The organism is Trichlorobacter thiogenes (genome assembly GCF_900167465.1).
Lineage (GTDB): Bacteria > Desulfobacterota > Desulfuromonadia > Geobacterales > Pseudopelobacteraceae > Trichlorobacter > Trichlorobacter thiogenes.
The window spans coordinates 65,631-92,219 of sequence record NZ_FUWR01000006.1 but is presented as its reverse complement, the minus strand read 5'-3'; the positions used below and the strand labels follow the sequence as shown (position 1 = coordinate 92,219).

Genomic DNA, 26,589 nt, shown 5'->3' with positions numbered 1-26,589 from the left:
CTATGCAGTGTCTGACTTCCTTGCGCCATTTCTTCCATCTCATCTGTGTTGTTATTGCTGTGATTGCGGTTCTGAAAAGCCATCAGGTGCAGGCTGATCTGTTTCAGTACACTGATAAAGATGGCACCGTGGTTATGGTGGATGATGAGGGCAAGATTCCATCCCAGTATCGTAAAAAGGTCAAGAACAGCCGTTCTTCCAGTGGCGGGGATCGTTATACCGGGGTCACGGTACGGGGCAACAAGGTGTTGGTACCGGTAACCCTCAGTTTTCGTAACGAAACCATCCAGGCTCGCATGCTACTGGATACCGGTGCCAGTGTAACCACCATCTCGCCGCAACTGGCAAGTCGGCTTGGTATCAAACCTGAGCATACCAGCCGGTCTGTGGGCAGGGTGGCTGATGGCAGTTTTATTACCGCCTATAATACGGTTGTTGATTATATGCAGGTTGGACCAAAGACCAAACATAGTGTGGAAGTCGCTGTGTTGCCGATGAATGGCCCGGCAATGGGGTTTGATGGCCTGCTGGGGATGAACTTTCTGGGAGATTTCCGGTACCATGTGAATCTGGGCAGCCAGACCATTGAGTGGGTGCAACACTGATCACAACAGATCCACCGGGTCGATATCAATCGCTGCTCTGACGGTTGCCGGAAGTGACTGCTCCCTGCGGTAGGCGGTTAACAGACGCCGCAGTGCGGCCCGGCTGGCGTCCTTCAAAAGAATCTGCTGACGAAAACGCCCCCGCAAGCGGTACAGTGGCGCCGGTGCCGGTCCCAGGATTTCAACCCGCAACCCCAATCTGCTCTTAATGGCACGCAGTACTGCGGCAGACTGCTCAGCCGCTGTTGTCAGACTCTTTTCGCTGGTTGCTGAGAGTTTGATCGCAGCCAGAAAACCATAGGGTGGATAGTTCAGCTCCTGCCGGAATAACAACTCTTCCTGGTAGAACCGTTCAAAGTCATGATCAGCGGCGTAGGCGATGCCGTAGTGGTCCGGTGTCATGGCCTGCAGCAGTACCCGTCCTGCCAGTTCTCCCCGTCCAGCCCGTCCAATTACCTGTGAAAGCACCTGAAAGGTACGCTCTGTTGCCCTGAAGTCCGGCAGGTAGAGGCTTCCTTCAGCCTGAAGGACACCCACCAGCGTGACACCGGGAAAGTCGTGTCCCTTGGCGATCATCTGGGTTCCCACCAGGATATCCACTTCGCCGCGCCCAACCTTGTCCAGTATCCGGGCATGGCCTCCCTTGCCACCCGTGGTGTCACTGTCCATCCGTGCGATCCGTGCATCGGGGAATCGTTCCAGCAGTTCATGCTCAATCCGCTCAGTACCTACCCCCATCTCTTTCAGCTCCAGCTCACCACAGGCAGGGCAGATGCAGGGGGCTGGCACCTGGTAGTCGCAATAGTGGCAGAGGCTTTTTCTGCGCTGGCGATGGTAGGTCAGAGAGACCGAACAGTTGGGGCATTGCAGATCAGCACCGCAGGAAGGGCAGACCAGCCAGCTGGCAAAGCCTCGCCGATTCAGGAACAGCAGGCTTTGCTCGCCCCGCTCCAGGTTTTCGCTCAGGGCCTCGATCAGTTGGGGTGACAGCGGCGATTCGGCAGTCATACGGGTGTTGATGATACTGGTTGCTGGTAACGGTCGGTTAGCAACCCGTTCCGGCAATGACAGGTAGCCCAGCTTTCCCTGCTGGGCTGCAAAGCGGGTGGTGATCAGCGGTGTGGCAGAGCCAAGCAGTACGGTTGCCTGCTCCTGCTGTCCCCGTACCAGAGCCAGGTCACGGGCATTGTAACGCAGGCCATCGGACTGTTTAAAGGATGCCTCATGTTCCTCATCCACCACTATAATGCCGATCCGTTCCAGCGGGGCAAAGATGGCAGAGCGGGCGCCGATCACAATCCGCACCTCGCCACGCCGGATACGGCGCCATTCATCGTAGCGTTCACCATCGGAAAGGGCGCTGTGCAGCACGGCGATGCCGTCGGAAAAACGGGCGCGAAAACGCTGGACAAGCTGAGGGGTCAGGGATATTTCAGGCACCAGCACCAGGGCGTTGTTGCCCGCAGCCAGGGTATGGGCGATCCCCTGCAGGTAGACTTCGGTCTTGCCGCTGCCGGTAATGCCATGCAGCAGAAACGGGGCAAACTGTTTGTTATCCACGGCAGCCAGGATGGTTGTCAGTGCCTGCTGTTGGTGCAGGGTCAGCGATTTTGGCGAGTCTTTTGCAACAATCAGCCCGGCAAACGGGTCGCGATAGACTTCACGATCGCTGGTCTGAACCAGCCCCAACTCCACCAGCCTCCGCAGGTTGGGACTGCATTCACCAAAGCGTGTCTTAAGTTCTGCTGATGAAACCGGCCCGGACTGGCGTAGAAAGGCGAGGATATCCAGTCCTTTGCCTCTAAGTTTGGCTGGGGCATCAGCCGACAGTGCGCTAAAGATACGCTCGTGCCGGATTTTTTTGCCGCCGCTCACCGCTTCGCCATCAGCGCTGCTACGGCTTTGCAGGTTGATACCGCTGGGCAGGGCGGTCTTAAGTACCTCACCCAGCGGATGCAGGTAGTAGTCGGCAATCCATTGGAAAAATGTCAGCTCTGCATCGGTCCAGAGCGGTTCCGGGTCAAGGACATCCAGCAGATCTTTCAGCTGCTGCCCCTCAGGTGGCCTGCTGAAACGCAGTACATAGGCAGTTACCTTGCGTCTGCCAAACGGGACAAAGACCCGTACCCCCGGTTGAATCCGGCTGGCAAGGGGTTCAGGTACCCGATAATGAAAGGTGGTGTCCAGGGGAAGCGGGACAGCAACTTCAACAGTACGTGGTTGTTGATTGGTTTCTGCCTGATTTGGTTGAGTATGTTTGATCTCTGTGGTAGTCACGATGGTTGTCAGTATCTTTCAGCCATGGCGTGGTGACAAGAGGAAAGTGGTGGGGAGAGCCAGAAAACCATGAACCTGTTTCTGCTTGTTTTTCTGCTGATCTACGGTGCAGCTCACTGCTGGTTTGTTTTCAGGCTGATGCAGGCCTTTCCGGTACTGCAAACCTGGTGGCTGTTTCCGGTTGGCTGGTGCCTGTTGATGGTGGCTGCGCCGATACTAAGCCGTCTGCTGGAGCGTGAAGGGCAGACCTTTGCTGCATCTCTGGCAGCCTATATCGGCTATAGCTGGATGGGGCTGCTGTTTCTCTTTCTTTCCCTGTCAGTGTTTCTGGAGCTGGTACGTCTGCTTCACTGGTCTGTCCATTTCTTCCTGCGGCTGCCTGACCTTGGACTGTTAGCGCCTCGCCCTGGTTTCCTCTGCTGTTTTGGTCTGGCCCTGCTGATCAGCTGTTATGGCTGGTTTGAGGCAGGTAAGCTGAAGGTTGAACAGCATCGGGTCATAACCTCCAAGCTGCCCAAAGGGGCTGCCAGGGTAAGGGTGGTCCAGATTTCTGACCTGCATATCGGCCTGATTGTCGGGTCACAGCAGGTGCAGCAGCTTGTGGCCACTGTGAAGAGCTTGAAGCCGGATCTGCTGGTTGCCACCGGTGATATTGTGGATGGCCACATCAGCCATGTTGATGGCGTTTCGCAGATGTTGCGTGAGCTGCAGCCGCCGTTGGGGATGGTGGCGGTGCTGGGCAACCATGAGTATTATGCCGGGCTTGGGTCATCCCGCAGGTTTCTGGAACTGTCAGGCTTTCAGCTGTTGCAGGATCAAACCACGCTGGTTGGTGCGTATCTTGCCCTGGTGGGGGTGGATGATCCTGCTGCCAAACGGTTTGGAAGAAACGGGATCGCAGATGAAACAGGTCTTTTGGATGGCATTCCCCATGATCGGTTTGTGCTGCTGCTGAAACATCGCCCGGTGGTGGTTCAAAAAAATATCGGGCAGTTTGATCTGCAGCTTTCCGGTCATGTGCATAAGGGGCAGATCTTTCCCTTTAATCTGCTTACCTGGTTGAACTTCCCGGTGCGGGCCGGGATGAACCAGCTGGCAGGCGGTAGCCGCCTGTATGTCAGTCGCGGTACCGGTACCTGGGGGCCGCCGATCAGGTTTCTGGCACCACCAGAGCTGACCGTGATAGATCTTGAGCCTGCCCAAAAATAAACCGGCCTGCTATCATTGACAGCAGGCCGGGCTTGGATGCCACGTTGAGTTGGAATCAGGACTACCAGTATTTTTTTGGTGGCTCTGTATGACCCACCTTCTTGATTTCACCATCAATAATCTTGAACATATCGCCACTTTCACAGGTCCATTCGTCCCCCTCTTCAGGCGGGTTCGGAAAGTTGCGATGCCCCAGGAAGACCTCTGCATCATCAATAAAGCCGAACCAGTCCAGTGACCCGGTCATCCAGATTTTTGTTTTCAGTTCCATATTAAAACTACTCCTTGTTTAGTAAAGAATGGGCAGACTTTCAGGTAAAGCGGCAGTAAATGTCAATATTTTTTTCATGGCTGGCATGTTGTCTGCAGCTTGACTTTCAGCAGTGGAATGGTTACATCTTCAAAACATACCATACTAGTCTGCTTTCAGCCTTCTAACAGATTGTAACAGGTGATGCCATGCCACGTTCAGGCGGGAAAAAACCGTCGTTTGCAGGACAGTACAACCGGCACCTTGAGGAGATGCGTTCGCTACTGCGTACCCTTGATCCCGGTTTGGCTGCAGAGGATGAAGGCAGCCTGAATGCTGCCATGGATATTTACGAAACAGATCGGCATCTGGTGCTGGAGTTTGATCTGCCAGGTATAAGCCCTGAACAGATCAGCCTAGTCCAGCGTGGCATGGTCTGTGTGATTCAGGCGGATAAGCTGTCTGATACGCCTGACGAGCCGGTGCGCTATCTTTGTCTGGAACGCCATTTCGGGCGGCTGCGTCGTACGGTACGGCTGCCGGATCTGGTTGATCCAAGCCATATCCGTGCTGAATATCAGTGCGGGGTCTTGCGCATCATTTGTCCCAAAGGGCAGGAGCGTCGTATTTTGATTAAGGAGTTAACACGTGAGCAAGTCTGATCAGGAATCAAACACTAACGAACCAGTCATCGTGACGGAAGAGGAACTGAAGATACCGGAACAGTTGCCGCTTTTGCCTATTCGCGATGTAGTGGTCTATCCCTTTATGATTATTCCGCTCTTTGTGGGGCGCGAGATGTCGATCAAGGCGGTTGATCAGGCCCTGGCCGGTGACCGGATGATCATGCTGGCCACCCAGCATGATATTGGTGATGAAGATCCTACGCCGGATAAGATCTACAATGTCGGCACCGTGGCCATGATCATGCGGATGCTGAAGCTGCCGGATGGTCGGGTCAAGATTTTGGTGCAGGGGCTGGTAAAGGCCAGAATCGCCGAGTTTGTTGAGTTCAAACCGTTCCATACGGTACGGATTGAGCGTCTGGTTGAGCCGTCGGCACTGGATACCCTTGAAACCGAAGCCCTGATGCGTACCGTGCGGGAGCAGCTGACCAAGATTTCCGAGCTGGGCAAGCAGATTTCGCCAGAAGTGATGGTGATCCTGGAGAATATCTCTGACCCTGGCAGCATGGCTGACCTGATCGCCAGCAACCTTGGTCTGAAGCTGTCTGAGGCCCAGATGCTGCTGGAGATCGAAGATCCGGTTAAGCGCCTGACCAAGGTGAATGATCTGCTGGCCCGTGAACATGAGATGTTGTCGGTGCAGGCCCAGATTCAGAACGCAGCCCGGGAGGAAATGGGCAAAAACCAGAAGGAATACTACCTGCGGGAGCAGATGAAGGCGATCCAGCAGGAACTGGGCGATAACGACGGCAAGGAAGAGCTGGAAGAACTGCGTAAATCGATCGAATCCGCCAAAATGCCGGAAAACGTGCAGAAAGAGGCCTTGAAACAGTTGGGGCGGCTGGAGCGGATGCATGGTGATTCCGGTGAGGCCGGGGTGATCCGCACCTATCTGGATTGGCTGATTGAGATCCCCTGGTCAAAGACCACCCGCGACTCGCTGGATATCATCCGGGCCAAGAAGATCCTGGATGAGGACCACTCCTATCTGGACAAGGTGGAAGAGCGGATTCTGGAATTTCTGGCAGTCCGCAAGCTGAACAAGAAGATGAAAGGGCCGATCCTCTGCTTTGTGGGGCCTCCCGGCGTGGGTAAGACCTCGCTGGGTAAATCCATTGCCCGTGCCCTGAATCGTAAGTTTGTCCGCATCTCACTGGGGGGGGTGCGTGATGAAGCTGAAATTCGCGGCCACCGTCGTACTTATCTGGGGGCTTTGCCGGGCCGGATCATTCAGGGGCTGAAGCAGGCTGGCACCAAAAATCCGGTCTTCATGCTTGATGAGCTTGACAAGCTGGGCTACGATTATAAGGGCGATCCATCGGCAGCCCTGCTGGAGGTACTTGATCCCCAGCAGAACAACGCCTTTTCAGATCACTACGTCAACCTGCCCTATGACCTTTCAAACGTCCTGTTTGTGGCCACGGCCAACCACAGCGATCCGATCCCTTCGGCCCTCTATGACCGGATGGAGGTGATCAACCTCGCCGGGTATACCGAAGAGGAAAAACTGGATATCGCCACCCGCTATCTGGTGCCGCGCCAGATGAAGGACAACGGACTTAAGGCCAAACATATTGTGTTTGAGCAGGAGGCACTTAAGGAGATCATTGCCAAGTACACCCGTGAGGCAGGTCTACGGAGCCTGGAGCGGGAGATCGGCAATGTCTGCCGTAAGGTGGCCCGCAAAATCGCTGAAGGGCACAAGCGTCAGATCAAGATTAACCCTGCCATGGTGGCCACCCTGTTGGGGGCTGCCAAGTTCCTGCGGGATGATGAGATGGATAAGAACGAGATCGGCGTGGTTAACGGCCTGGCCTGGACCTCGGTGGGTGGTGAGGTGCTGCATATTGAGGCCACCACCATGCAAGGGAAGGGCGGTCTGTCCTTAACCGGACAGCTGGGGGATGTCATGAAGGAATCTGTCCAGGCAGCCCTGGCCTATATCCGTTCCCACGGCTCAGAATTTGCTATCGCTCCTGAATGGTTTCAGGAAAACGAAATTCATGTCCATGTTCCGGCCGGTGCAGTGCCCAAGGATGGCCCTTCAGCAGGCTGCGCCATGGTAACGGCCCTGGTATCGGTGCTGACTAAGGTTCCGGTCAGGAAGGATGTGGCCATGACCGGTGAATTCTCGCTGCGGGGCAAGGTCATGCCGATCGGCGGATTGAAGGAGAAGATTTTGGCAGCGGTGCGGGCCGGCATGAAGACGGTCATCATCCCTGAGCAGAATAAGAAGGACCTTGAGGATATCCCGAAAGATATGCAGAAGAAGGTTAAAATAGTGCCGGTGAAAGAGATCGATGAAGTACTGAAACTGGCCCTTGAGAAGTTTCCGATTCCAGCCCCCAAGGGCAAGGCAAAGCCCGCCACGCCGAAGGTTGTGGTCAGGCCGAGTAAAGAAATTTCAGCGTGAAAGGTCTGGCAGAGCTTGGTGAATTTGGTCTGATCGATCAGATTCGCGCCCGTTTCCCCCAGCCAGTGGCGCCTGAGCTGGGAATCGGCGATGATGCAGCATTACTTTCCCCCTCTGCCGGCAGTCAGGTGGTTGTTTCCACTGATCTGCTGGCAGAGGGGGTTCATTTTGATCTGGGCTTTGGCCCGGCCCGGCTACTGGGGCGCAAGTCTCTGGCAGTCAACCTCTCCGACATTGCCAGCATGGGGGCTGTTCCCCGCTGGTTCTTTCTCTCGCTGGCCATTCCGGCCGGATTCCCGCTTGAAACCATTGAAGGCTTGCTGGATGGTCTGGCTGAACAGGCTGCTGAATACGGCTGCATCCTGGCTGGTGGCGATACCTGTGGATCAAAGAGCGGACTAGTGATCTCGGTTACCATCATGGGGGAGCAGCGGCCTGAGCTGATCCTGAAACGGAGCGGTGCTGTGCTTGATGATGAGGTCTGGGTCAGCGGCAGTCTGGGCGATTCTGCCCTGGGGTTGCAACTGCTGATGGAAGGCAAACGGTTGGGGCAATCCGATGATTATCTGATGCAACGTCAACTTGATCCGACCCCGCGCTGCGATCTGGGACGAAAACTGGCAGAGGCTGGTCTGGTCAATGCCATGATTGATATCAGTGATGGTCTGCTGGCTGATCTGGGACATATTGGTGAACAGTCCGGCTGCGGCGCAGAGATTCAGCTTGGACAACTTCTCCTTTCTCCTGCATTTCAAGCCTACGCTGCCAATCAGCATGCCTTCCCCTGGCAGCTGGCAGTCAGCGGTGGCGAGGATTACGAGCTCTGTTTCACTGCCCCGGTCTGTAACCATGGGGCTATCCAAAAAATATCAAAAACTACTGGCATTCCGCTTACGGTTATTGGTAAAATAACCAGCTCAAGACAGGTTCAAGCGATCCTGCCTGATGGAACAAACTTCCAGCCATCTGCTTCCGGCTATACCCATTTTTGACCCTCATCTGAAAGGAAACTGTACCGATGTCTACCCCGATTACTGCCCAGCAGGCCCTGCGCTGCGCCAATACGATCCGTCTTCTTGCTGCTGATGCTGTTGAAAAAGCCAACTCCGGTCACCCCGGCCTGCCGATGGGCTCTGCAGATATGGCGACCGCCCTGTGGGGCGGCTTCATGAGCTTCAATCCTGCTGACACCACCTGGGCCAACCGTGACCGTTTCATCCTCTCTGCTGGCCATGGTTCCATGCTGATCTATTCACTGCTGCACCTGTTCGGGTTTGATCTTTCCATGGATGAGCTGAAAAACTTCCGTCAGTGGGGCAGCAAGACTCCAGGTCACCCGGAGTTTGGGCATACACCCGGCGTTGAAGTAACCACCGGTCCTCTGGGCCAGGGTGTGGCAAACGGCGTTGGCATGGCCCTGGCTGCCAAGATGGCTGCTGAGCGGTTCAATACCCCTGACTTTTCACCCATTACCCACCGGGTTTTTGCCATTGTGGGTGATGGCGACCTGCAGGAAGGGATTTCCTACGAGGCAGCCGCCCTGGCTGGTCACCTCAAGCTGGGCAATCTGGTCTATCTCTATGACAGCAACAATATCACCATTGAAGGTAAAACTGATCTGGCCTGGTCTGAAGATGTTGCCAAGCGTTTTGAGGCAGCTGGCTGGCATATCCAAAAGGTGGATGGCCATGACCATGATCAGGTTACGGCTGCCCTTCAAAATGGCATTGCCGAGACCGCTAAGCCTTCACTGATCATCGCCACCACCCATATCGCCTACGGTGCGCCCAACAAGCAGGACTCTTCCGGTGCCCATGGTTCGCCACTGGGTAAGGATGAGATTGAGGCTACCCGCGCCAACCTGAGCTGGGAGGAGAAGGCCTTTACCGTTCCGGCAGATGTTGCTGAGCAGTGTGCCAAGCGAGTAGCAGAGCTGAAGGCTGGATATGATGCATGGCAGGCAGGTTTTGCTGGCTGGCGTGTTGCCAATCCTGAAAAAGCTACTCTGTGGGATGCCATGTGGCAGAAGCAGATGCCTGAGAATCTGGCTGAAGAACTGCTGGCTGTGGTTGCCGGTAAGGATGGCGCAACCCGCTCCCTGTCCGGTGCCGTTCTGCAGAAGGTAGCAGCCCTGTTGCCTGCACTGGCCGGTGGTTCTGCTGACCTCTCCCCTTCAAACAACAGTGACATCAAAGGTGGCGGCTCAGTACAGGCTGGCGCATTTGGCGGCCGTAACCTGCACTTTGGTATCCGTGAGCATGCCATGGGGGCTATCTGTAATGCCATGTCACTCTATGGCTGCTTTATCCCTTACGGCGCAACCTTTCTGGTCTTCTCCGACTACTGCCGTCCGGCAGTACGTCTGTCCGCCCTGATGCAGCAACAGGTGGTCTACATCTTTACCCATGACTCCTATGCGGTAGGTGAGGATGGCCCGACCCATCAGCCGATTGAGCATACCGCTTCCCTGCGGCTGATCCCCGGCCTGCAGGTAATCCGTCCGGCTGATGCCGATGAGACCGCCCTGGCCTGGTATGCTGCCATGAAGTATCACAATGGTCCCACCGCCCTGATCCTGACCCGTCAGAAACTGCCGCTGCTGCCGAAACCGGCTGGTTTTAACAAGAGCCTGCCGCTGGCAGGTGGCTATGTGCTGGCTGATGTTGCCAATCCTGCGGTGGTGCTGATGGCATCCGGTTCAGAGGTCTCCCTTGCCATGGATGCTGCCAAGTTGCTGGCTGACAAAGGGATCGCAGCACGGGTTGTGTCAGTGCCGGATGTGGGCACCTTTGTGGCCCAGTCCACAGAGTACCGTGCTTCTGTACTGCCCAAAGGGGTCAAGCGGGTGGCCATTGAGGCTGGTCGTGGCGAGTCCTTTGGCAAGCTGCTGGGTGAAGAAGGCCTGTTTATCGGTTGGGAACAGTTTGGTGCATCAGCACCGGCAGAGATCCTGGCTGAGCAGTTTGGCCTGACTCCGGCCAAGGTGGCTGACAAGGTTGCAGGGTTTATAGCTGCCTGAAAGACACAATAGAACGCGGATAACGCGGATCGGACGGATAGACGCGGATAAGGCTAAAAAAGGAAGGGATATAACCTTAAAGACAAAAAAACAGGGATAAAATCAAAAGGTTTTAGATTTTGCCTTTACCCTGAAAAATGTTTTTAAGTTTTTAATCCGTGTAAATCCGCTTAATCCGCGTCATCAGCGTCATCAGCGTTCTATCATTATGGCTTTTTATCGAATTTACTCATTGGATTTCACATGGAACTGGTGCCGCTGCTCAAAAACTCCCTGCTGTTCTCCGGTCTGAACGACGCTGATCTGGCATCACTGGCAGCTATCACCGTGCGACGCAGTTTTGCCAAAGGTGAGACACTGTTCAGTGAAGGGGACGAGGCTACCGGTTTTTATCTGCTGGTGTCAGGGCATCTGAAGCTGTGCCGTGTTTCTTCTGATGGTCGGGAAAAGGTGCTGCATTTTGTCCGGCCTGGTGAAACATTTGCGGAAGCTGCCTTTTTCGGGGATGGTCGGTATCCGGCTGAATCCCGAGCCCTTGAAGCTGGTGAGGCGTTGTTCCTGCCCAGGCAGGGCTTTATGAATCTGATGGAGAAAAACCCTCAGTTTGCCTTAAATCTGGTGGTCTCTCTTTCTCTTTCATTGCGTCGTTTTGCCCGCCAGATAGAAGAACTGACCTTTGCCGATGTTGCCTCCCGGCTGGCCTCGTTTCTGATCAAACGGGCTTCTGAACAGTCCACCAGCTACAATGGTATTACCTATCTGGAGCTGGGGATCAAAAAAGGGGAACTGGCAGCGCAATTGGGCACTGCCGGTGAAACCGTTTCCCGCACCTTCCGTAAGCTGAAGGAAGAGGGAATTATTGAGCTGGATGGCCGTAAGGTAACGGTTCTGAATATGGATCGACTGCAGCAGCTGGCCACCCGTCAGGCGTGAAAGGATAGTGCATGTTAATCGTCATGAATCACACTGCTACCCAGGCAGATATAGATAACGTCATTGCAACCGTCAGTGAAATGGGGTTTACCGCAGCCCCGATCCCTGGTGGAGAGCGGACTGCCATTGGTGTGCTGGGCAACAAGGGCTATGTGGATGATACCAAGATTCGCGATCTGGCCGGTGTACAGCAGGCGATCCATGTTTCCAAGCCGTACAAGCTGGTCTCCCGTGATTTTCACCCGGAAAATACCATTGTTGATGTGGCCGGAGTCAAGATCGGCGAAGGCCAGCGGGCCGTGGTGGTGGGGGGGCCATGTGCGGTTGAGTCAGAAGAGCAGATCCTGAAAACTGCCCGTTTTGTCAAACAGTGCGGAGCTGATCTGCTGCGGGGTGGCGCCTTTAAACCTCGCACCGGCCCCCACACCTTCCAGGGCTTGCGTGAAGAAGGGCTGAAGCTGCTGGCCAAGGCACGTGAAGCAACCGGCCTGCCGATTGTAACCGAGGTGATGAGCCCGGACAACGTTGGCCTGGTGGCTGAGTATGCTGATCTTTTGCAGGTTGGCGCCCGTAACATGCAGAATTTTGACCTGCTGCGGGAACTGGGTAAGATCAGAAAGCCGATCCTGCTGAAGCGTGGTATGAGCGCCACCATTGAAGAGTTTCTGGCTGCTGCTGAATATATCCTGGCAGAAGGGAATGAGCAGGTTATCCTCTGTGAGCGGGGGATCCGTACCTTTGAGACCTCCACCCGTAACACCCTGGATCTTGCCATGGTGCCGCTGGTAAAAGAGCTGACCCATCTGCCGGTGATGGTTGATCCATCCCATGCCACCGGCAAGCGTAGCCTGGTCACCCCCATGTCCAAGGCTGCACTGGTGGCTGGTGCCCACGGTGTGCTGGTGGAAGTTCACCCAGAGCCGGAAAAGGCCCTGTCAGATGGCCCACAATCCCTTACTTTTCCTGGGTTTGAGGCGTTGATGGCTGATTTGAAGCGTTTGCAGAACTACCTCGGTTCTTGTGCATAAAGCGCTTGAAAAAAAAGTCTGCTGGGTCTAGGATAAAACCGTAAACAATTGCTCTCTGCTCTGCCCGTTGTACCTGTAGCGCCCGGGCGGAATACTTGTTGAAACGGGGATCGTTCCCTGCCGTGGTGTGCTGCCCTCAATACGTGGGAACTGCCTGAAACGGCATACTGAGACCCATCTGTGTAGGAACTCGCCAGAGGACCTTTTAAGGTCAACGTCAGAGCGGAGAGACGAAACAACGAGAGGGGATGCGGATTTTAAGCATCCCCTCTCCAGTTTTGGGAGGATGTACCCCTGGCCAGAGGGATGTCGTCAGATCAGTATGTAGAAAAGACGTTTCTGTACCTGCTGCTCATTTCAATTGTGCTGCACGTGGCAGTCTTTGTATCGTGGTATTTATGGCCAAAGGAGCAACAGCAGCAGATTTCAGAGCCTACCTTTATTGATCTCCAGGATATGCCGGAGCTCAAGACTCCTCCAACTCCGCAGCAGGACCAGAAGGCGCGTCCATCAGACCAGCGTCGCCGAGTAGCCAAAGAAACCGCCCCCCGGCAGGTAACTCCAGGTATTCCTACTCCTCCCCGAACAGCCCCAACACGTCAATCCGCCAGGGTTAAGCCTTCAGCAGCCCCCGGACGTCCCGGTCCGGCAGGCCCGCCTGCCAAGCCATCGGAAGCGGGCAGTTCTGTTAATGAGCTGTTACGTCGTAAACCGCAACAACAGGCAGGCACAGGAGGGGGCGGAGGTACCAAACCCCAGCCCAATCTGGCCCCCAGTGCTAGTCGGATGGCCAAGCTGGAAGAGAGCTATCGTCGTCGTTTTGCCGATGATATTGATGATGGTTCAACCCGTATCGGTCTCAATACCAATGATATTCAGTTCGGTTCTTTCCTGAAACGTTTTGAAACTGCGGTGTACGGGGTCTGGCGTTACCCGCAGGAGGCAGCGCTTAAGGGGATTGAGGGAGTAACGCCGGTAAAGATTACCTTTAGCAAAAACGGTGAGATCAAGAAGGTTCAGTTACTGGAAAGTTCCGGTAGCCGGGTACTTGATGATGAGGTATTTAGAACACTGCGTCTGCTTGGACCGATGGGTAACTTTCCCAAAAACTACGACAAGGATGAGTTTCATCTGATTGCATTCTTCCAGTATGGTAATGCCCGCGGCAGGTTGCGGTAGCTTTTGGGGTCAGGGCTGTACTACCAGCCGTAACGGGCGCTGGCGTTGTGCATCTGCCGGAAAGAGGTAGATGCGTGTGCTGCCGTCGAGCTCTTTCTCAACTTGTTCCTGCTGGTAGGAGAGGGCAAGGGCATCAATAATCTTTTGTGCTGTCTGACCTGCTGTTTCATCCCCCCTGATGTTTACCAATTCCACCTGGTGTTCCTCCAACAGACGGCTGTAGGTATAGGCCTCAGCAATCTGAAGTCCACAGGTTACCATAAGATCCAGCTGCCCATGATTCACCGTGGCAACCGGTTTCAGGACCAGGCCATTTAACAGTGATTCTGTCGGAACCGTGCGGGCCAAGGCAACGGCAATCCGCTCAGCCAGTTGGCAGGCATTATCTCCCCGGTGTAGAATCAGTTCTGACTGTTCAGGAACAGGTTGTGGTAGTGGTGTAAGGGCGATTTCAGGCTGCTTGACTGCAGGTTTTGCATCTGCAATTGCTGGTTGTTTCTTTGGTGTTGCCTTAGCCTCACTCTTCTTTTTTCTGGGGGGGGCAGCCTTCTTGGGTGCAGTCGGTTGTGATGGCTTTTTTAGCTCTTTCAGATCCAGATCAAAACCGGGGGCAGCCCAGGAGATCTGTGCCAGAAACAGCATCAGTGCAGAACTGAACAGTGCTGCTGGTGCGAGTAGTCTGCTGTATATGCGGTGCCTCATAGCTAATCCTTATTCTTTCAACGGCTTCAGTTCAGGTTGTCAAGAAATGCCCTGCTTTTTAGTGGATGGGTACAGTGGCTGCTGATCTGTCGATCCAGCAGGCGTCCTGCTGCCTCCAGCTCTGTATCAGAAAACCTGATTTTTCCAAAACTGCCGGTCTTCATGCAATCAGAAAGCGGTTGCAGCAGTGCTGTATCCAGTACCGGACGATAGCCCAGAATATTCAGGACGTTTATTTCAAAAAAACGGCGGTCTGCTGCTGATCCTGTCTGGGCTGCCAGATGGTCAAACAGCGTGGACAGCAGCCTGAACAGTCTGGGCAGGGGATGTCCTTCCGGGGTCAACGCCTCAACCAGTTCGCAAGCATACAGTGCCAAGGCCAGAGATTCAAGCTGTTCACGCAGTTCCGGGTAGCAACTGCTCTGCTCGATCCGTTCAATCCTGCTTAAACCGTCTTCTTTCAGGGACAAGGTTACTTCAAGCCGATTGGTCGGTTCCAGCTGTCCGCCAAACCGCTTACGACTGGCCCGCGCAGACTTGGCAAACCCTCGCAGACGACCATGTTCCAGGGTGAAGAGTGAGACAATCCGGTCGCTCTCCCCGTAGTTAAGGGTTGAAAGGATTATGGCGTGACATTGCTCGGATTTCATAGTCATGCTTTTACCCCGGTTTCAGATCGTGGATGATCTCAAGGCGGCGAGGAATTCGGCGACGCAGGCGTATATGACCATACGACGAGGAGCCGATGACGAGCCAACGAAGAGAGCGCCGCGATCTGGAAGCGGTATCAGTGGGCTTCGCTCCAGTTCTTGCCAAAGTTGATATCCACTTTAAGCGGTACCTTCAGCGCCACAGCCTGGGACATCTCCCGATTTACCAGTTCCCGCATCTGTTCCAGCTCAGATTCTATGACCTCAAAGACCAGTTCGTCATGCACCTGCATGATCAGGCGGCTCTGCAGCCCTTCGGCACGGATGGCGCGATCCACGCCAAGCATGGCCTGCTTGATGATATCGGCAGCAGAACCCTGAATCGGGTAGTTGATGGCGTTGCGTTCAGCAAAGGAGCGCAGGTTGCCGTTGCTGCTGGTGATATCTGCAATCGGCAGTTTACGTCCCAAGATGGTTGTGACGTATCCTGTCTCTTTTGCGCTGCTGATGCAGGAATCAAGAAAGGCAATCGCCCCGCAATGGCGCTCTTTGTAGGCAGCAATAAACTTCTCTGCCACGTTGCGGGCAACCCCCAGCTGCTTGGCCAAAGAAAACGCCCCCTGGCCATAGATGATGCCAAAGTTGATGGTCTTGGCCTGACGACGCATCTCAGAGGTAACCATCTCCGGGAAAATTTCAAACACCTCGCTGGCAGTACGGGTGTGGATGTCCTCATCACGGCTGAAGGCATCGCAGAAAACCGGATCACCCGAGAGGTGGGCCAGCACCCGCAGTTCAATCTGGGAATAGTCAGCTGCCAGGATACAGCTGCCTGCCGGGGCGATAAACGCCTCGCGGATACGGCGGCCTTCATCAGTGCGGATCGGGATATTCTGCAGGTTCGGCTCCGAAGAAGAAAGCCGTCCGGTGGCAGTTACCGCCTGATTATAGGAGGTATGGACACGGCCTTGTTTATCTGTCAGCTTAGCCAAGGCGTCGGTGTAGGTGGACTTCAGTTTTGCCAGTCCGCGGTAATCCAACAACAGCCGGGCAATCTCATGTTCCTCTGCCAGGCCGGTCAGTACCTCATTGTCAGTGGAGCGGCCGGTCTTGCCCTTGGTTTTCTTGCCTGCCTGCAGGCCCAGCCGCTCAAACAGCACCTCTTCCAGCTGCTTGGGTGAGTTAAGGTTAAACGGCCCGCCCGCCAGTTCAATGATCCGCTTTTCCAGCTCCTGCATCCGCCCGCCAAAACCATGGCCCAGTTCAGCCAGATAGCCCAGATCCAGCAGCACGCCATGCTGTTCCATCCGGGTCATGATCTCCATCAGCGGCATCTCCAGCTCAAACAGCAGCTTCTCCAGCCCCTGCTCTTTCAGCATTGGTAGCAGTTTTTCATGCAACAACCAGGTGGCATCGGCATCTTCGGCCGCATAGCGGGTGGCCTTTTCAACCTCCACCTCGCTAAAGCAGATCCGGTTCTTGCCAGAGCCGGTCACTTCGTCGTAGGAGACCATCTTGTGATTCAGATGCTCCTGCGCCAGGGCATCCAGGCCGTGGCCACCACGGGAGGGGTTTAGCAGGTAGGAACAGAGCATGGTGTCGCACCAGCTGCCCTGGACCTCCAGTCCGGCAACCGCCAGTATCTGCAGGTCAAACTTCAGATTCTGCCCAATCTTGCGGATGGCCGGGTTGCCAAAGGCGGCACGCAGGCGCTCCAGCACGGTTTGCCGTGGCAGCTGATCCGGCATCCCCAGATAGCGGTGCCCCACCGGGATGTAGAATGCTTCGTGGGCCTGCAGCGAAATGGAGATCCCCACCAGTTCTGCGCTGCGTGGATCAAGGCCGGTGGTCTCGGTATCAAAGGCAAAGGCTTGGGCTGCTTCCAGCCGCTGAGCCAGTTTTTCCAGATCGTCTGGCGCCAGGATGCAATGGTACTGGTCAGTCTGCAGGGTGGCCTGGGCGGTCATCTCCTTGATCAGGGTGTGGAAGCCGTACAGCTTGAACAGCTCATTCAGTCGCTCGGTATCCGGCTCCTGGGCCAGCAACTGATCCGGGTGCAACTCATAGGGCACATCCTTGATAATGGTGGCCAGGGTGCGGGAAAGCCGAGCTTGCTCGCTAAACTCCCGCAGCTTTTCACCAACCTTGCCCGGTACCTCTGTAGCCCGTTCCAGCAGACTGTCCATGGAGCCAAACTGCTGGACCAGCTTAATGGCGGTTTTCTCGCCAATCCCCGGCACACCGGGGATGTTGTCGGAGGTGTCACCGGCCAGCCCCAGGATGTCGATCACCCCTTCCGGTCCCACGCCAAAACGCTCATGCACCTGGGGGATGGCAGAGGTCACGTTCTTCATGGTATCCAGCAGGGTGGTCTGCTCAGTTACAATCTGCATTAGATCCTTGTCGCCTGTCACCACCACCACCTTGCCGCCGGTCGCTTCCCAACGGGCTGCCAGGGTGCCGATCAGGTCATCGGCCTCAAACCCTTGCAGTTCCACCACCGGGATGTTGAAGGCCCGCACCAGATCGCGGATCGGCCCGATCTGTTGGCGCAGATCATCGGGCATCTCGGCCCGGTTGGCCTTGTAGGCCGGGTACAGTTCAGTGCGGAAGGTGACCCGCCCCACATCAAAGACCATGGCCAGGTGCTGCGGCTGATAATCCTTCAGCAGCTTCAGCAGCATCTGGGTAAAACCGTAGATGGCATTGGTGGGAAAACCGCTGGGAGACGACAGCCGCTTGATGGCAAAGTAGGCCCGGTAGAGGTAGGAGGAACCGTCGATCAGGTAAAGGGTGTTGTTGTCAGGATTCATGGGGGGTCCAGTTTCTGGGTCTATTTTTGCGTGTACTGTGTGTTGCAACGGGGTCGGCCTTGACCCGCCCTGTCTTTTGGGGCGGTCGGGGTCCAAGGACGTGGCTATATGCTTAGTTTCCGGTGTTTCTATTTCCAATCTAACAGATAGGCAAGGAGTCCAATAATGATGATTAGCAGGAAGAGGCCGGCGATAATCCACAATTCTCTCTTTTGTTTACGCTTGTCTCTCTGTCCCTCGAAATATTCCATCTGGGAATATCCTTTGAAAGTGACACGATCAAAGATAAAAGCTCCTGTAAGGGATAGAATGGCAACCCACAGATAGATGTCATTATGCTTTTTCAGTATGTACATTGCGAATATCGAGTAGCTTCCGGTAGCCAAGATGACGGCCTTGAAAACGCTTCGTAGCATTCTGTTGCTCTTTTTTTCTTTAATAAACATGGTTACAACTTTCCCTCACATAACTCATTATTGACCGGTTCACGCGCGTGAACCGGTGATCTTCCCAAACTGAACATTTATTCCGGTAGTCCTCGCTAATTCTCCCGGTTAATCAGATTCACCACGACCTTCACAATCGTATCCTTCTCTTCCGGCCTGCTCTCGGCAATCAGCAGGGTCAGCGCCACCAGGGCGTTGTCAGCCAGACGTTTGCCACCATCTGGCCGGTAGAGACAGTTACAGCCGCCCAGGAAGTAGACGAACAGTGCCGCAGCAATCCGTTTGTTACCATCGGAAAAGGCGTGGTTCTTGACTACAAAGTAGAGCAGGTTGGCAGCCTTTTCCTCCACACTGGGGTACAACTCTTTACCACCAAAGGTCTGGTAGATGGTAGCTAAAGCACTCTTGAAGCCGTCATCCTTCTCCAGACCAAACAGCCCACCAAACTCCCCCTTCATTGAGGCTACAATACTGATCGCCTCATCGTACCCGAGAACATAATCGCTATTCTGGGTGGTGGAGCCGATGCTAAGGGTGCCGTGGTCGTAGCGATCCAGCGTGGTCAGGGCATAGGCGTAGTCAGTGATAACCGCCAGCAAGCCCTTGGCCTCTTCAAGCCCGATTTCCTGTTGGGCAATCGTTTGCTCCAGCAGGGTAACGGTCTTGCGCAGGTCGTTCAGCTTCTCGGTCTGTTCCTGCAGGCGTTGCTGGTTGAGGGTGTAGCCTTTAACCAGGTGGTCCCGCAGGGTTTTGGTGGCCCATTGACGGAATCTGGTTCCCTGCTGGGATTTAACGCGGTAGCCGACAGAGATGATAACATCAAGGTTGTAGTGGGCCGTATCATATTGTTTGCCGTCAGTTGCAGTTATTCGGAAATTCCGAATAACTGAATTTTCTTCAAGCTCACTCTCTTTAAAGGCGTTTTTTATATGTTCATTGATTGTCGGAACAGTTTTGCCAAATAACATGGCCATCTGTTTTTGCGTTAGCCAGACAGTTTCCTGGTCAAGTTTGACCTCCAGCATGGCCTTGCCGTCAGTAGCCTGATAAATCAGTATGTTGCTGGTTTGATCAGTCATGGTGTAGTGCTCTCTACAAAGTACGTAATCTGAGTGTATGTACCATCTCTTCCGCCGTGTACACCGGTATTTTTGATTTGCTGAAATCCTTCATATTGCGCGTAACAATCGCTTCGGCCCCGATATAACAGGCAGACTGGTAGATCACTGCGTCTTCGAAATCAGCAAATCCTGCTCCCACTGCAGATTCAAGAACAGTACGGTTGACTGGAGCTATTTCAAACAGTTGCAGCAGCTTTTTTATTTCCTGCTGAGCCTGCGCTGGACCTACTGCCTTTGCAGTCAGGTAAAAGATCGTGGTGATGGTGGTGGCGCAGAGGCAGCCGCTGACGGTTCCGTCTTCAACCTTTGAAAACAGTTCTGCAGCGGAGTCGGCAAATGGTGTCCGATCCATGAGCAGATCAAGGACAATGTTAGTGTCTAGCAGCAGTTTCACCGGTGTTTCTCCTCCAGATAGGCTCGGTAGTCATTCTCATCCAGCTTTGATTCCCGCAGGAGGCCACGCAGTGACTGGGTTATGGGGCTGGAAGGTGAGACCATCTGAGGTTTCTGTGAGGTTAGCAGCCTGAAGTAATCGGCCACTACCTGAGAAACAGATTTTCCGGCTTGCGCCGCATAGACTTTAGCCTGTTCAATCAGATGATCTTCCAGTCGCAGTGTGAGTTTGGTTTGCATGATGGTTGCTCCAATAAAAGGCCATGACGTACATATGTTTATATATTATACGTCATGGCCTTTGGGGTGTCAATCGATTCGGTACAGCTGCGTTAGCTGGTATGCACCCGCATTACTTTAAAATCACCCCGGCCTCACCTTGCGCAACAACCTGAACAGACAGGCGATCATTCAGCACCGCCGCTTCTCCCAGTGAGAGCGCTTTAACCGTGCCGGTCAGCCTGACCCGCTCGGCCAGCTGCATTGTTGACAGGGATGCGGATGCCTTGACGCGGGCCTTTTCCAACTGTTCCACCACGGCGCTGTCCAGCTTCTCTTTAATGGTGCTGCGGATTTTGCTGCTAAACAGCCAACTGCCGGTGCTGATCAGCCATCCGGCGTTTTTGGTGTCAAAATCAACCTCTTCAAAGGTCAGGCGGTTGGTCTGCGGGCTGTAGACCGGCTTGGCCAGCACGGTCAGCTCGCCGTCAAAATCACCGGTACTGGTCAGGTTCACCATCAAACGTCCTTCTTCACCTTTCATGCTGAACTTTTTGATGGTGATCTTCTTGTCTTCACCAAAGGTCTTGTCCAGCAAGACCGGGTTCAGGGCCGTTACCAGATCTTCAAAAAAGATATCGGTGGCAAGCTGGATATTAAAATGCTTATCAAAGGCCGATACCTGCTGTACCGGCGGCAGGGGCCGCGCCGGAGCTGCAGCCGGTTTGGGCCCGACGGTTATGGCTGCGCCGGTGATAACACCAATCGACAGTCTGATCTGATTGTTTGTGGCCAGCAGCGGACTCATGACAATCTTTTCCGGTGTCAGTTTCAGCCAGGTACTGAACTCCTTGCTGACCATGGACGGGTTAAAGGCGTTCTGCCACAGGGGGGCAACCTTGGCCCGCAACTGGACCGCATCGTTTACCTTGTTATCGATGATCGGCGCCAGCAGCCGTTGTACCGGCTGGGTAATGCCTTCAACCATACTTTTCGGTTTCAGGGAAAGCGGCCCTAGCTTAAGGGTGTCAGCCAGATTGTCTGACAGGCCGGTATAGTACAGCTCGGTCTTCAGCTGCCAGTCCGGGGTAACGTTTATCCTGGCCTTAAAACGCAGCCCGGCCCGCAACGGATAGCTTTCATAGAAGCCATAGCTGAAGACCAACTGCACCGGCAGGGTCAGGTAGATAAAGTTATCGCTGGCTGTTATTACCACAGGCCCGGTGCGCTGAACCGTCACCGCTGTGCCCAGACCACCTTGCCCCTTGTACAGATCCTTGGGCAGTGACTGGTTTACAATAGCGCTGAGATCAGCTGCCGGGGCTTCAACACTCAGGTTAATGGAAGAGGACGGCGCACCGGCAGAGGCGGATGTTGCCAGACAGAGCAGAATGATGAGTAACAGGTGACGGAACACAATCAGGTCTCCTTTATGAGCATGAGTGCGGCAGGTCAGCAAAAATCAGAATCCGCTAAAGAGAAAATCAAGGGCTGCGATGATCTCCTGGCGATACTCTTTGAGGGAGCCGACGTTATCCCCTAAATGGACAAGGGCCACACCGGCCAGCTCTGCCGTGGACATGACAACCGTGGTCTGTTGTACCGGAAAGCTGGGGTTCAGGTGGGTTGCTGCCTTGCCGAAGGCGGCAGCGGTATAGAGTGGAACAACCACTCGTGTTGCCAGATTTTCTAAAAAATCTGCCTGCAGATCCAGCAGATACGGGATCGCCTGACAGGTTTCAGGGTTGCGGTTGGTGTAAATGTCAAATTGTGCCATTAGAACTTCCTCAGGCCGTCGCTGAAGAGACCATTTTGAGCAATGCGCTGGTTGTACGCCTCAACAGCGTCCTGATTTTCTCTCAGCCATTGCTGTTGCTTCTGCTCACGCAGCAGCTCGGCAAGTCGCAATTCCAATGCCTGTGACAGGTTGATCTGGTGTTCTTTGGCCTGTTGAAGCAGATCACGATTAATGCTGACGTTGGTGGGCTTTTTAGGGGCGTTTGTGTCGTAAATGGCTACCTGCATGGTGGGCTCCTTATGCGCATTGCTTCTACGCATATACTATCTGCTTGGAGCGTGCAGTGCAAGTTGTTTGGATGATCGGTTTGGTTTTCACCCTCAGCGGGCTTCCACGTCAGCAGCATGATAGTGTGCATAGTGCAGGTCTGTCTGCTGTTTATACCCTTTGCAGCAGGCGGCTGCAATCAGATCAAGGACAGGATCGGTAAAACCGTTCAAGAAGGCGTAGCCATTGTTATCTCGCAGGTGGTGCTGTGCATGGTGGCGTTTTGACAGCAGCAGGCCGATCTTTGCCAGAAACGCGGTTGTCGGCGAAGTTGAGCTGTGGCAGAGGTAGTGGGAAACCTCGGCCACGGATGAGAGGATGCCGATGTAGACAAGGGTGTATAAAACGGCTGGATTGATCACAAACAGGGCCTGCAGTACAGCGATCAACAGCAGATAGCCAACCAGCCAGACCTTTGATCCGGTTTCCGTAAAATAGACCATCAGCAGGTTGTGTTTTTGATACTGCGGGGTCTTGTGGTGCAGGTGGAAATTGGCAATCAGCGGTCCGTCAAGGGATTCATAGCGGTCATTGTTATCCATGTACATATGCACCAGACCGTTGATGAAGTCAGTCAGCAGGTAGGCTGCACCAATCGAGAAAACCTGCCAGACAGGGCCGATTGATACCGGCCAGATCCGATAGAGCAGGTAGATCTGCAGACTGATATTTGTGGTTGAGACCAGCAGCCCAAACACCCTGTATCTGCTTTGGGAACTGTACAACGCCATGGCAGCGTTAAACTGCTCTTGTTTGGTTGAGATCTCCAAGGTGTATGCTCCTGGTATCTGGTAAACGCATTATGAATTGCCGATAATTACTCGGTAGTCCACTTTGTAATCAAGGTCAGTTGCTGCAAAAAATACAACAACTCAATTACGCTTCCTCTTCCCGTGTAAACAGCAGAAAGGCCATTGACGGGCGTTTGCTGCTCTCCCGCATGGCAAACTGCATGCCGTCGAAGCTCCATCCTTCGGCGACCTTCTCGTTTAAGGCCTCTTCAATGGTCTCTTCGGTTACATTGGACAGTTCAACTACCTTGTACTGCAGCATGGTGCACCTCCGTTCGAGGCATACTACCTGATTTTACAAGCCGGTTACAATCAGGAAAGGCTGATATGTCAATACGATGGAGCCAGTCGGAGAAGGTTCAGGATGAATGCAGGTGGGAGAGAACAGGATGCCAACGCTGCAACCGCCCTGACATGCACGAGCGGTTGCAGCGTTATGAAACTATCAACTACTTGATGATGATGTTGTGTATGGTGACTTCTCCACTAGCGATACTCAGTGTTCCAACTAGTGAGGTGTAGCCGGTGGTTGTCTGGTAACTGGCGTCATTGGGGTCTTTGCCTCCATCAAGCGTGATAGCCCATGCCTGATTAAAGTTCAGGTCTTCATAGAAGTCATGGATATGGGCCAGGATTATTGCCCCGTTTCCTGCAGCATCATAAGCGGACTGCAGGGTTGCAAAACCGGTCCCGATGTCTCCGGCCAGGATCGCCTGGAAGTTGGGGTTGAAGGTTACGGTTACATTTTTATCGCTGTCCATGGTGAGTACGCATGGGTTTGGGCTGAGGTCGCAGGCTCCTCCCCAACTGCTGAAGACGGATTTCCAGTCGGGTGCAGCCCCCAGGCTTACGGATGCGACAGAAACAGGCATGCTGCAGCCTGGACCTAACCCCTTTTCACAGGCAATTCCTGCAGGAGTGCTTGTGACCGTACCACTGCCGCTGCCGTTGAAAGCGGTAATGGTTAAGATCGTGCCAACCGTTTTGGTGTTGGAATAGGCGCTGATACCGCTGGCATTCTTGGCCCTTACTCGGAAGTAATAGACGTTGCCGGGGGTGAGCCCGCTGACTTGGTAGGATGCATTGTTGGGTACCTCCAGGTCATGGTACGTGCCGGAAAAACTGTTGAAGTTGGTGTCGGTGGAGACATCCAGCAGGTAGCTGACGGCACCGGTGACAGTGCTCCAGTTGGCTGTGAATCCATCGGCTGTCAGCCCTGTCGCAGTTATGGCTACCGGTGCAGCCGGAAGGGTAATTACCCCCACCAGGTTCGAGATGGCGCCGGTGCCGCTTATGTTTACAGCCCGCAACCGGTACCAGTAGTTGGTGCCGGGGGTGAGGCCGGTAACAACAGAACTGGTGCCACTGACAGGAAGGCTGTTATAGCTGGGCAGGATGGTAGTGAAATTGCTGTCAAGTGCCACATCCAGCAGATAACCGGTCGCATCCGCAACGGTTGTCCAGTTGGCGGTAAAGGCGGTGGTACTGATACCTGTCGCAGAGGTGGCCAGTGGAGTTGCGGGCAGCGGCGCCACAGGCAGCGGGTTGGAGTTGGTGCTGGTCTCGATTCCATTATAGGAGCGCAGCCGGTACCAGTAGGTCGTTCCAGCAGTGAGGCCGCTGATGGCAGAGCTGGTTGCCAGGCCAACATCCTTGCCGTTGTAACCGGATAGCATGGTGGTAAAGTTCAGGTCGCTGGCCACGTCCAGGTAGTAGCCGGTTGCGCCGGCAGCCGGATTCCAATGGGCGGTAAAACTGGTGGCGGTCCTGTCTGTTACACTGGTTGCTAAAGGCGGTGCCAGGCCGATGGTGACCGTACAATCAGCAGTGACTGGAGCGGTTTTGTAGATTGTGCCGTACCGTGTACCGCCGCAGCCGCTGATAATCGGGGTAAGTGGGCCGGGAATGCCGATCAGAAGATAATCTCCTTCATAGGACGGTACGGTGGATGCTGCAGGAATAACAGTTAATCCTGACGTGTTGGCGATGGATACCGTATGCTGCACCCGCGGCGGCTGTGTATCCAGAACTCCCGGCGCACCACCCTGCAATCCCCAGATAACCACCGTGCCGTCGCTCTTCATTGCCAAGCAGTAGTTTTTGCTGGATGCAATGGCAACCACTCCAGATTGCACGGCTGCGGGCAACGCTGTCTGCCCATAGCTGTTATCCCCCCAGACCTGTACCGAACCATCGCTTTTCAGCGCCATGGAGTGCGAGTAACCAGCCGCAATGGCGACTACCCCACTAAGCCCCTGGGGGATATTGATCTGGCCGCTGCTGTTTGCGCCCCAGCCGGTGACGGTACCGTTGCGCTTTAACACCAGCGAGTGGGTGCCGCCAGCGGCAATGGCGGAAACATCAGACAGGCCGGAAGGCACTACTGCCTGTCCGTAGGTGCTCAGTCCCCAGGCCACCACGGTGCCGTCGTACTTTAATGCCAGGGAATGGTAAAACCCGGCCGAGATGGCGGCGACCCCTGCAAGGTTGTACGGCGCTGAGCCACTCCCCCCCCAGCCGATGACCGTGCCGTTGTTGTGCAAGGCCAGGGATTGGGTGCCACCGGCAGCAATGGCGACGATATTCTGCAGGGCTGTAGTGGGCACTGTTGCTTTATTGTAGGTATTATCCCCCCACGCCACTACGCTGCCGTTTGTTAATGCCAGAGAGTGATTGTCGTAACCGGCTGAAATGGCCGTTACGTTGGTATGGGTAAGGGTGGCGGGCGCCTGTCCGTTGTAGTTGTAGCCCCAGGCTGAGACGCTGCCGTCGCTTTTTAATGCCAGCGAATGGGCCCCACCACCGTCAAGGGCAATTACCCCGGTCTGGGCTGCGGCCGGTAGCGTAATCTGGCCATAGCGGTTGTCCCCCCAACTCGTCACCGTACCATCGCTTTTCAGTGCAAGGGAATGAAAGTACCCGCCGGCAATTGCCGTTACATTATCAAGGTTCGCCGGTACCGTGGCCTGTCCGCAATAATTTGTACCAATGCAGTTGTTATTGCCCCAGGCCACCACCGTATGATCGTCTTTCAAGGCCAAGGAATGATTGGCGCCCGCGGCAATGGCTACCACGCCGCTCAGAGTTCCCGGTACTGTGGTTTGTCCGTAGGTGTTACTGCCCCAGGCTACCACGGTATGATCGTTTTTTAATGCCAGTGCATGATTTGAGCCGGTCGCGATCGCGATTACTCCGCTTACGTTACTCGGAACATAGATGGTTGCAGCGCTGTCTCCCCACATGACCACGGTGCCATCGCTTTTTAAGGCCATAGAACGGTAACCGCAGGCGGCTATGGCGGCTACGCCGCTGAGCCCGGCCGGTATCGTAATCTGTTTTTGAGCGTTTGATCCCCAGCCTACCAGGGTTCCATCGCTTTTTAGCGCCAGGGAATGATAATCTCCTGCTGCAATGGCAATCACATCGGTCAAGCCTTGCGGAACCGTGGCCTGCCCACTTTCGTTCTGGCCCCAGGCAACCACCGTGCCGTCACTTTTCAGCGCCAGAGAGTGCTTGTAGCCGGTGGCTATTGCCGTGACAGTGCTCAGGCCGGCCGGGATATTACCCCCGTTGAATGAGTTGTCGTCTCCCCAGGCCACCACCGTCCCATCGCTTTTCAGTCCCAACGAGTGCGTGCTGTTGGATGCAATCCTGACAAATCCCTGGGACGCTGCCAGGCCGGTGTTGGCTAAGGCGCTCAGTAGCAACAAGACCAGTAAAAGTACTGTTGTCACGTGTCGTGTCATATTCATGCGTATCTCTCCTGTGACTGCCTTTGCACTGAACAACT

At 54.6% G+C, this 26,589-nt stretch carries 24 protein-coding genes and 1 other RNA gene; 10 read left to right on the top strand and 15 right to left on the bottom strand.

The features are described from left to right. Positions 1-2 precede the first annotated feature (2 nt). Positions 3-605, top strand: a complete 603-nt coding sequence (locus tag B5D39_RS07110) for a retropepsin-like aspartic protease (RefSeq protein ID WP_078789771.1) — start codon at positions 3-5, stop codon at positions 603-605. On the opposite strand, the gene priA is transcribed toward B5D39_RS07110, so the two are convergent. Further along, the gene (priA, locus tag B5D39_RS07105; protein WP_139366705.1) at positions 606-2,882 is read right to left on the bottom strand and encodes a replication restart helicase PriA; all 2,277 of its coding nucleotides are present in this window, start codon (positions 2,880-2,882) and stop codon (positions 606-608) included. Between the two features lie 69 nt (positions 2,883-2,951). Between priA and B5D39_RS07100 the strand changes: the two genes are divergently transcribed. Then, the gene (locus tag B5D39_RS07100) at positions 2,952-4,091 is read left to right on the top strand and encodes a metallophosphoesterase (protein ID WP_078789770.1); all 1,140 of its coding nucleotides are present in this window, start codon (positions 2,952-2,954) and stop codon (positions 4,089-4,091) included. 61 nt (positions 4,092-4,152) lie between these two features. Here B5D39_RS07100 and B5D39_RS07095 read toward each other — a convergent pair whose 3' ends face one another. Beyond that, positions 4,153-4,362: a hypothetical protein gene (locus tag B5D39_RS07095; protein ID WP_078789769.1), complete on the bottom strand. Its 210-nt coding sequence runs from the start codon at positions 4,360-4,362 to the stop codon at positions 4,153-4,155. A gap of 188 nt (positions 4,363-4,550) precedes the next feature. Between B5D39_RS07095 and B5D39_RS07090 the strand changes: the two genes are divergently transcribed. The 8 genes from B5D39_RS07090 (at position 4,551) to B5D39_RS07055 (ending at position 13,599) form a co-directional block, all read left to right on the top strand. Further along, complete coding sequence (locus tag B5D39_RS07090; RefSeq protein WP_078789768.1) at positions 4,551-5,003, top strand: Hsp20/alpha crystallin family protein; 453 nt, start codon at positions 4,551-4,553, stop codon at positions 5,001-5,003. Beyond that, positions 4,990-7,440: an endopeptidase La gene (gene lon, locus B5D39_RS07085; protein WP_078789767.1), complete on the top strand. Its 2,451-nt coding sequence runs from the start codon at positions 4,990-4,992 to the stop codon at positions 7,438-7,440. Before B5D39_RS07090 ends, lon begins: the two co-directional genes overlap by 14 nt. Beyond that, a complete protein-coding gene (gene thiL / locus B5D39_RS07080; RefSeq protein WP_244161371.1) occupies positions 7,437-8,432 on the top strand; it encodes a thiamine-phosphate kinase in 996 nt (331 codons plus the stop codon). Before lon ends, thiL begins: the two co-directional genes overlap by 4 nt. Before the next feature lie 26 nt (positions 8,433-8,458). Further along, a complete protein-coding gene (gene tkt / locus B5D39_RS07075) occupies positions 8,459-10,459 on the top strand; it encodes a transketolase (RefSeq protein WP_078789766.1) in 2,001 nt (666 codons plus the stop codon). A 243-nt stretch (positions 10,460-10,702) separates the two neighbouring features. Beyond that, a complete protein-coding gene (locus tag B5D39_RS07070; RefSeq protein WP_078789765.1) occupies positions 10,703-11,392 on the top strand; it encodes a Crp/Fnr family transcriptional regulator in 690 nt (229 codons plus the stop codon). 11 nt (positions 11,393-11,403) lie between these two features. Beyond that, positions 11,404-12,420 carry a 3-deoxy-7-phosphoheptulonate synthase gene (gene aroF, locus B5D39_RS07065; protein WP_078789764.1) on the top strand — a complete coding sequence of 339 codons (1,017 nt, stop codon included), beginning with the start codon at positions 11,404-11,406 and terminating at the stop codon, positions 12,418-12,420. Positions 12,421-12,469: 49 nt separating this feature from the next. Continuing rightward, positions 12,470-12,653, top strand: a non-coding RNA gene (ssrS, locus tag B5D39_RS07060) — 6S RNA. Between the two features lie 73 nt (positions 12,654-12,726). Beyond that, positions 12,727-13,599 carry an energy transducer TonB gene (locus B5D39_RS07055; RefSeq protein ID WP_078789763.1) on the top strand — a complete coding sequence of 291 codons (873 nt, stop codon included), beginning with the start codon at positions 12,727-12,729 and terminating at the stop codon, positions 13,597-13,599. A 9-nt stretch (positions 13,600-13,608) separates the two neighbouring features. Here B5D39_RS07055 and B5D39_RS07050 read toward each other — a convergent pair whose 3' ends face one another. The 13 genes from B5D39_RS07050 to B5D39_RS06990 form a co-directional block, all read right to left on the bottom strand. After that, on the bottom strand, positions 13,609-14,301 hold the full coding sequence (locus tag B5D39_RS07050; RefSeq protein WP_078789762.1) for a hypothetical protein: 693 nt from the start codon (positions 14,299-14,301) through the stop codon (positions 13,609-13,611). Between the two features lie 26 nt (positions 14,302-14,327). Then, positions 14,328-14,957: a DNA repair protein RecO gene (recO, locus tag B5D39_RS07045; RefSeq protein ID WP_244161370.1), complete on the bottom strand. Its 630-nt coding sequence runs from the start codon at positions 14,955-14,957 to the stop codon at positions 14,328-14,330. A 131-nt stretch (positions 14,958-15,088) separates the two neighbouring features. Further along, positions 15,089-17,764: a DNA polymerase I gene (polA, locus tag B5D39_RS07040; RefSeq protein ID WP_078789760.1), complete on the bottom strand. Its 2,676-nt coding sequence runs from the start codon at positions 17,762-17,764 to the stop codon at positions 15,089-15,091. A gap of 128 nt (positions 17,765-17,892) precedes the next feature. Continuing rightward, positions 17,893-18,210 (bottom strand): hypothetical protein, encoded by a 318-nt coding sequence (locus tag B5D39_RS07035; protein ID WP_078789759.1) that lies wholly within the window; start codon positions 18,208-18,210, stop codon positions 17,893-17,895. A 95-nt stretch (positions 18,211-18,305) separates the two neighbouring features. Continuing rightward, complete coding sequence (locus B5D39_RS07030; protein ID WP_078789758.1) at positions 18,306-19,289, bottom strand: virulence RhuM family protein/type II toxin-antitoxin system death-on-curing family toxin; 984 nt, start codon at positions 19,287-19,289, stop codon at positions 18,306-18,308. A 13-nt stretch (positions 19,290-19,302) separates the two neighbouring features. Continuing rightward, a complete protein-coding gene (locus tag B5D39_RS07025) occupies positions 19,303-19,725 on the bottom strand; it encodes a type II toxin-antitoxin system VapC family toxin (RefSeq protein ID WP_078789757.1) in 423 nt (140 codons plus the stop codon). Next, positions 19,722-19,964: a DUF6364 family protein gene (locus B5D39_RS07020; RefSeq protein WP_078789756.1), complete on the bottom strand. Its 243-nt coding sequence runs from the start codon at positions 19,962-19,964 to the stop codon at positions 19,722-19,724. Before B5D39_RS07020 ends, B5D39_RS07025 begins: the two co-directional genes overlap by 4 nt. Before the next feature lie 112 nt (positions 19,965-20,076). Then, a complete protein-coding gene (locus B5D39_RS07015) occupies positions 20,077-21,360 on the bottom strand; it encodes a DUF4403 family protein (protein WP_078789755.1) in 1,284 nt (427 codons plus the stop codon). A gap of 45 nt (positions 21,361-21,405) precedes the next feature. Continuing rightward, positions 21,406-21,720, bottom strand: coding sequence for a CcdB family protein (locus B5D39_RS07010; RefSeq protein WP_078789754.1), 315 nt, complete (start codon positions 21,718-21,720; stop codon positions 21,406-21,408). Continuing rightward, a complete protein-coding gene (locus B5D39_RS07005) occupies positions 21,720-21,968 on the bottom strand; it encodes a type II toxin-antitoxin system CcdA family antitoxin (RefSeq protein ID WP_078789753.1) in 249 nt (82 codons plus the stop codon). Before B5D39_RS07005 ends, B5D39_RS07010 begins: the two co-directional genes overlap by 1 nt. A 93-nt stretch (positions 21,969-22,061) precedes the next feature. Continuing rightward, positions 22,062-22,778 carry a fatty acid desaturase CarF family protein gene (locus tag B5D39_RS07000; protein WP_078789752.1) on the bottom strand — a complete coding sequence of 239 codons (717 nt, stop codon included), beginning with the start codon at positions 22,776-22,778 and terminating at the stop codon, positions 22,062-22,064. A gap of 106 nt (positions 22,779-22,884) precedes the next feature. After that, positions 22,885-23,061 (bottom strand): DUF4177 domain-containing protein, encoded by a 177-nt coding sequence (locus B5D39_RS06995; protein ID WP_078789751.1) that lies wholly within the window; start codon positions 23,059-23,061, stop codon positions 22,885-22,887. A gap of 187 nt (positions 23,062-23,248) precedes the next feature. Then, positions 23,249-26,551, bottom strand: a complete 3,303-nt coding sequence (locus B5D39_RS06990) for a fibronectin type III domain-containing protein (protein ID WP_078789750.1) — start codon at positions 26,549-26,551, stop codon at positions 23,249-23,251. Between the last annotated feature and the right edge of the window lie 38 nt (positions 26,552-26,589).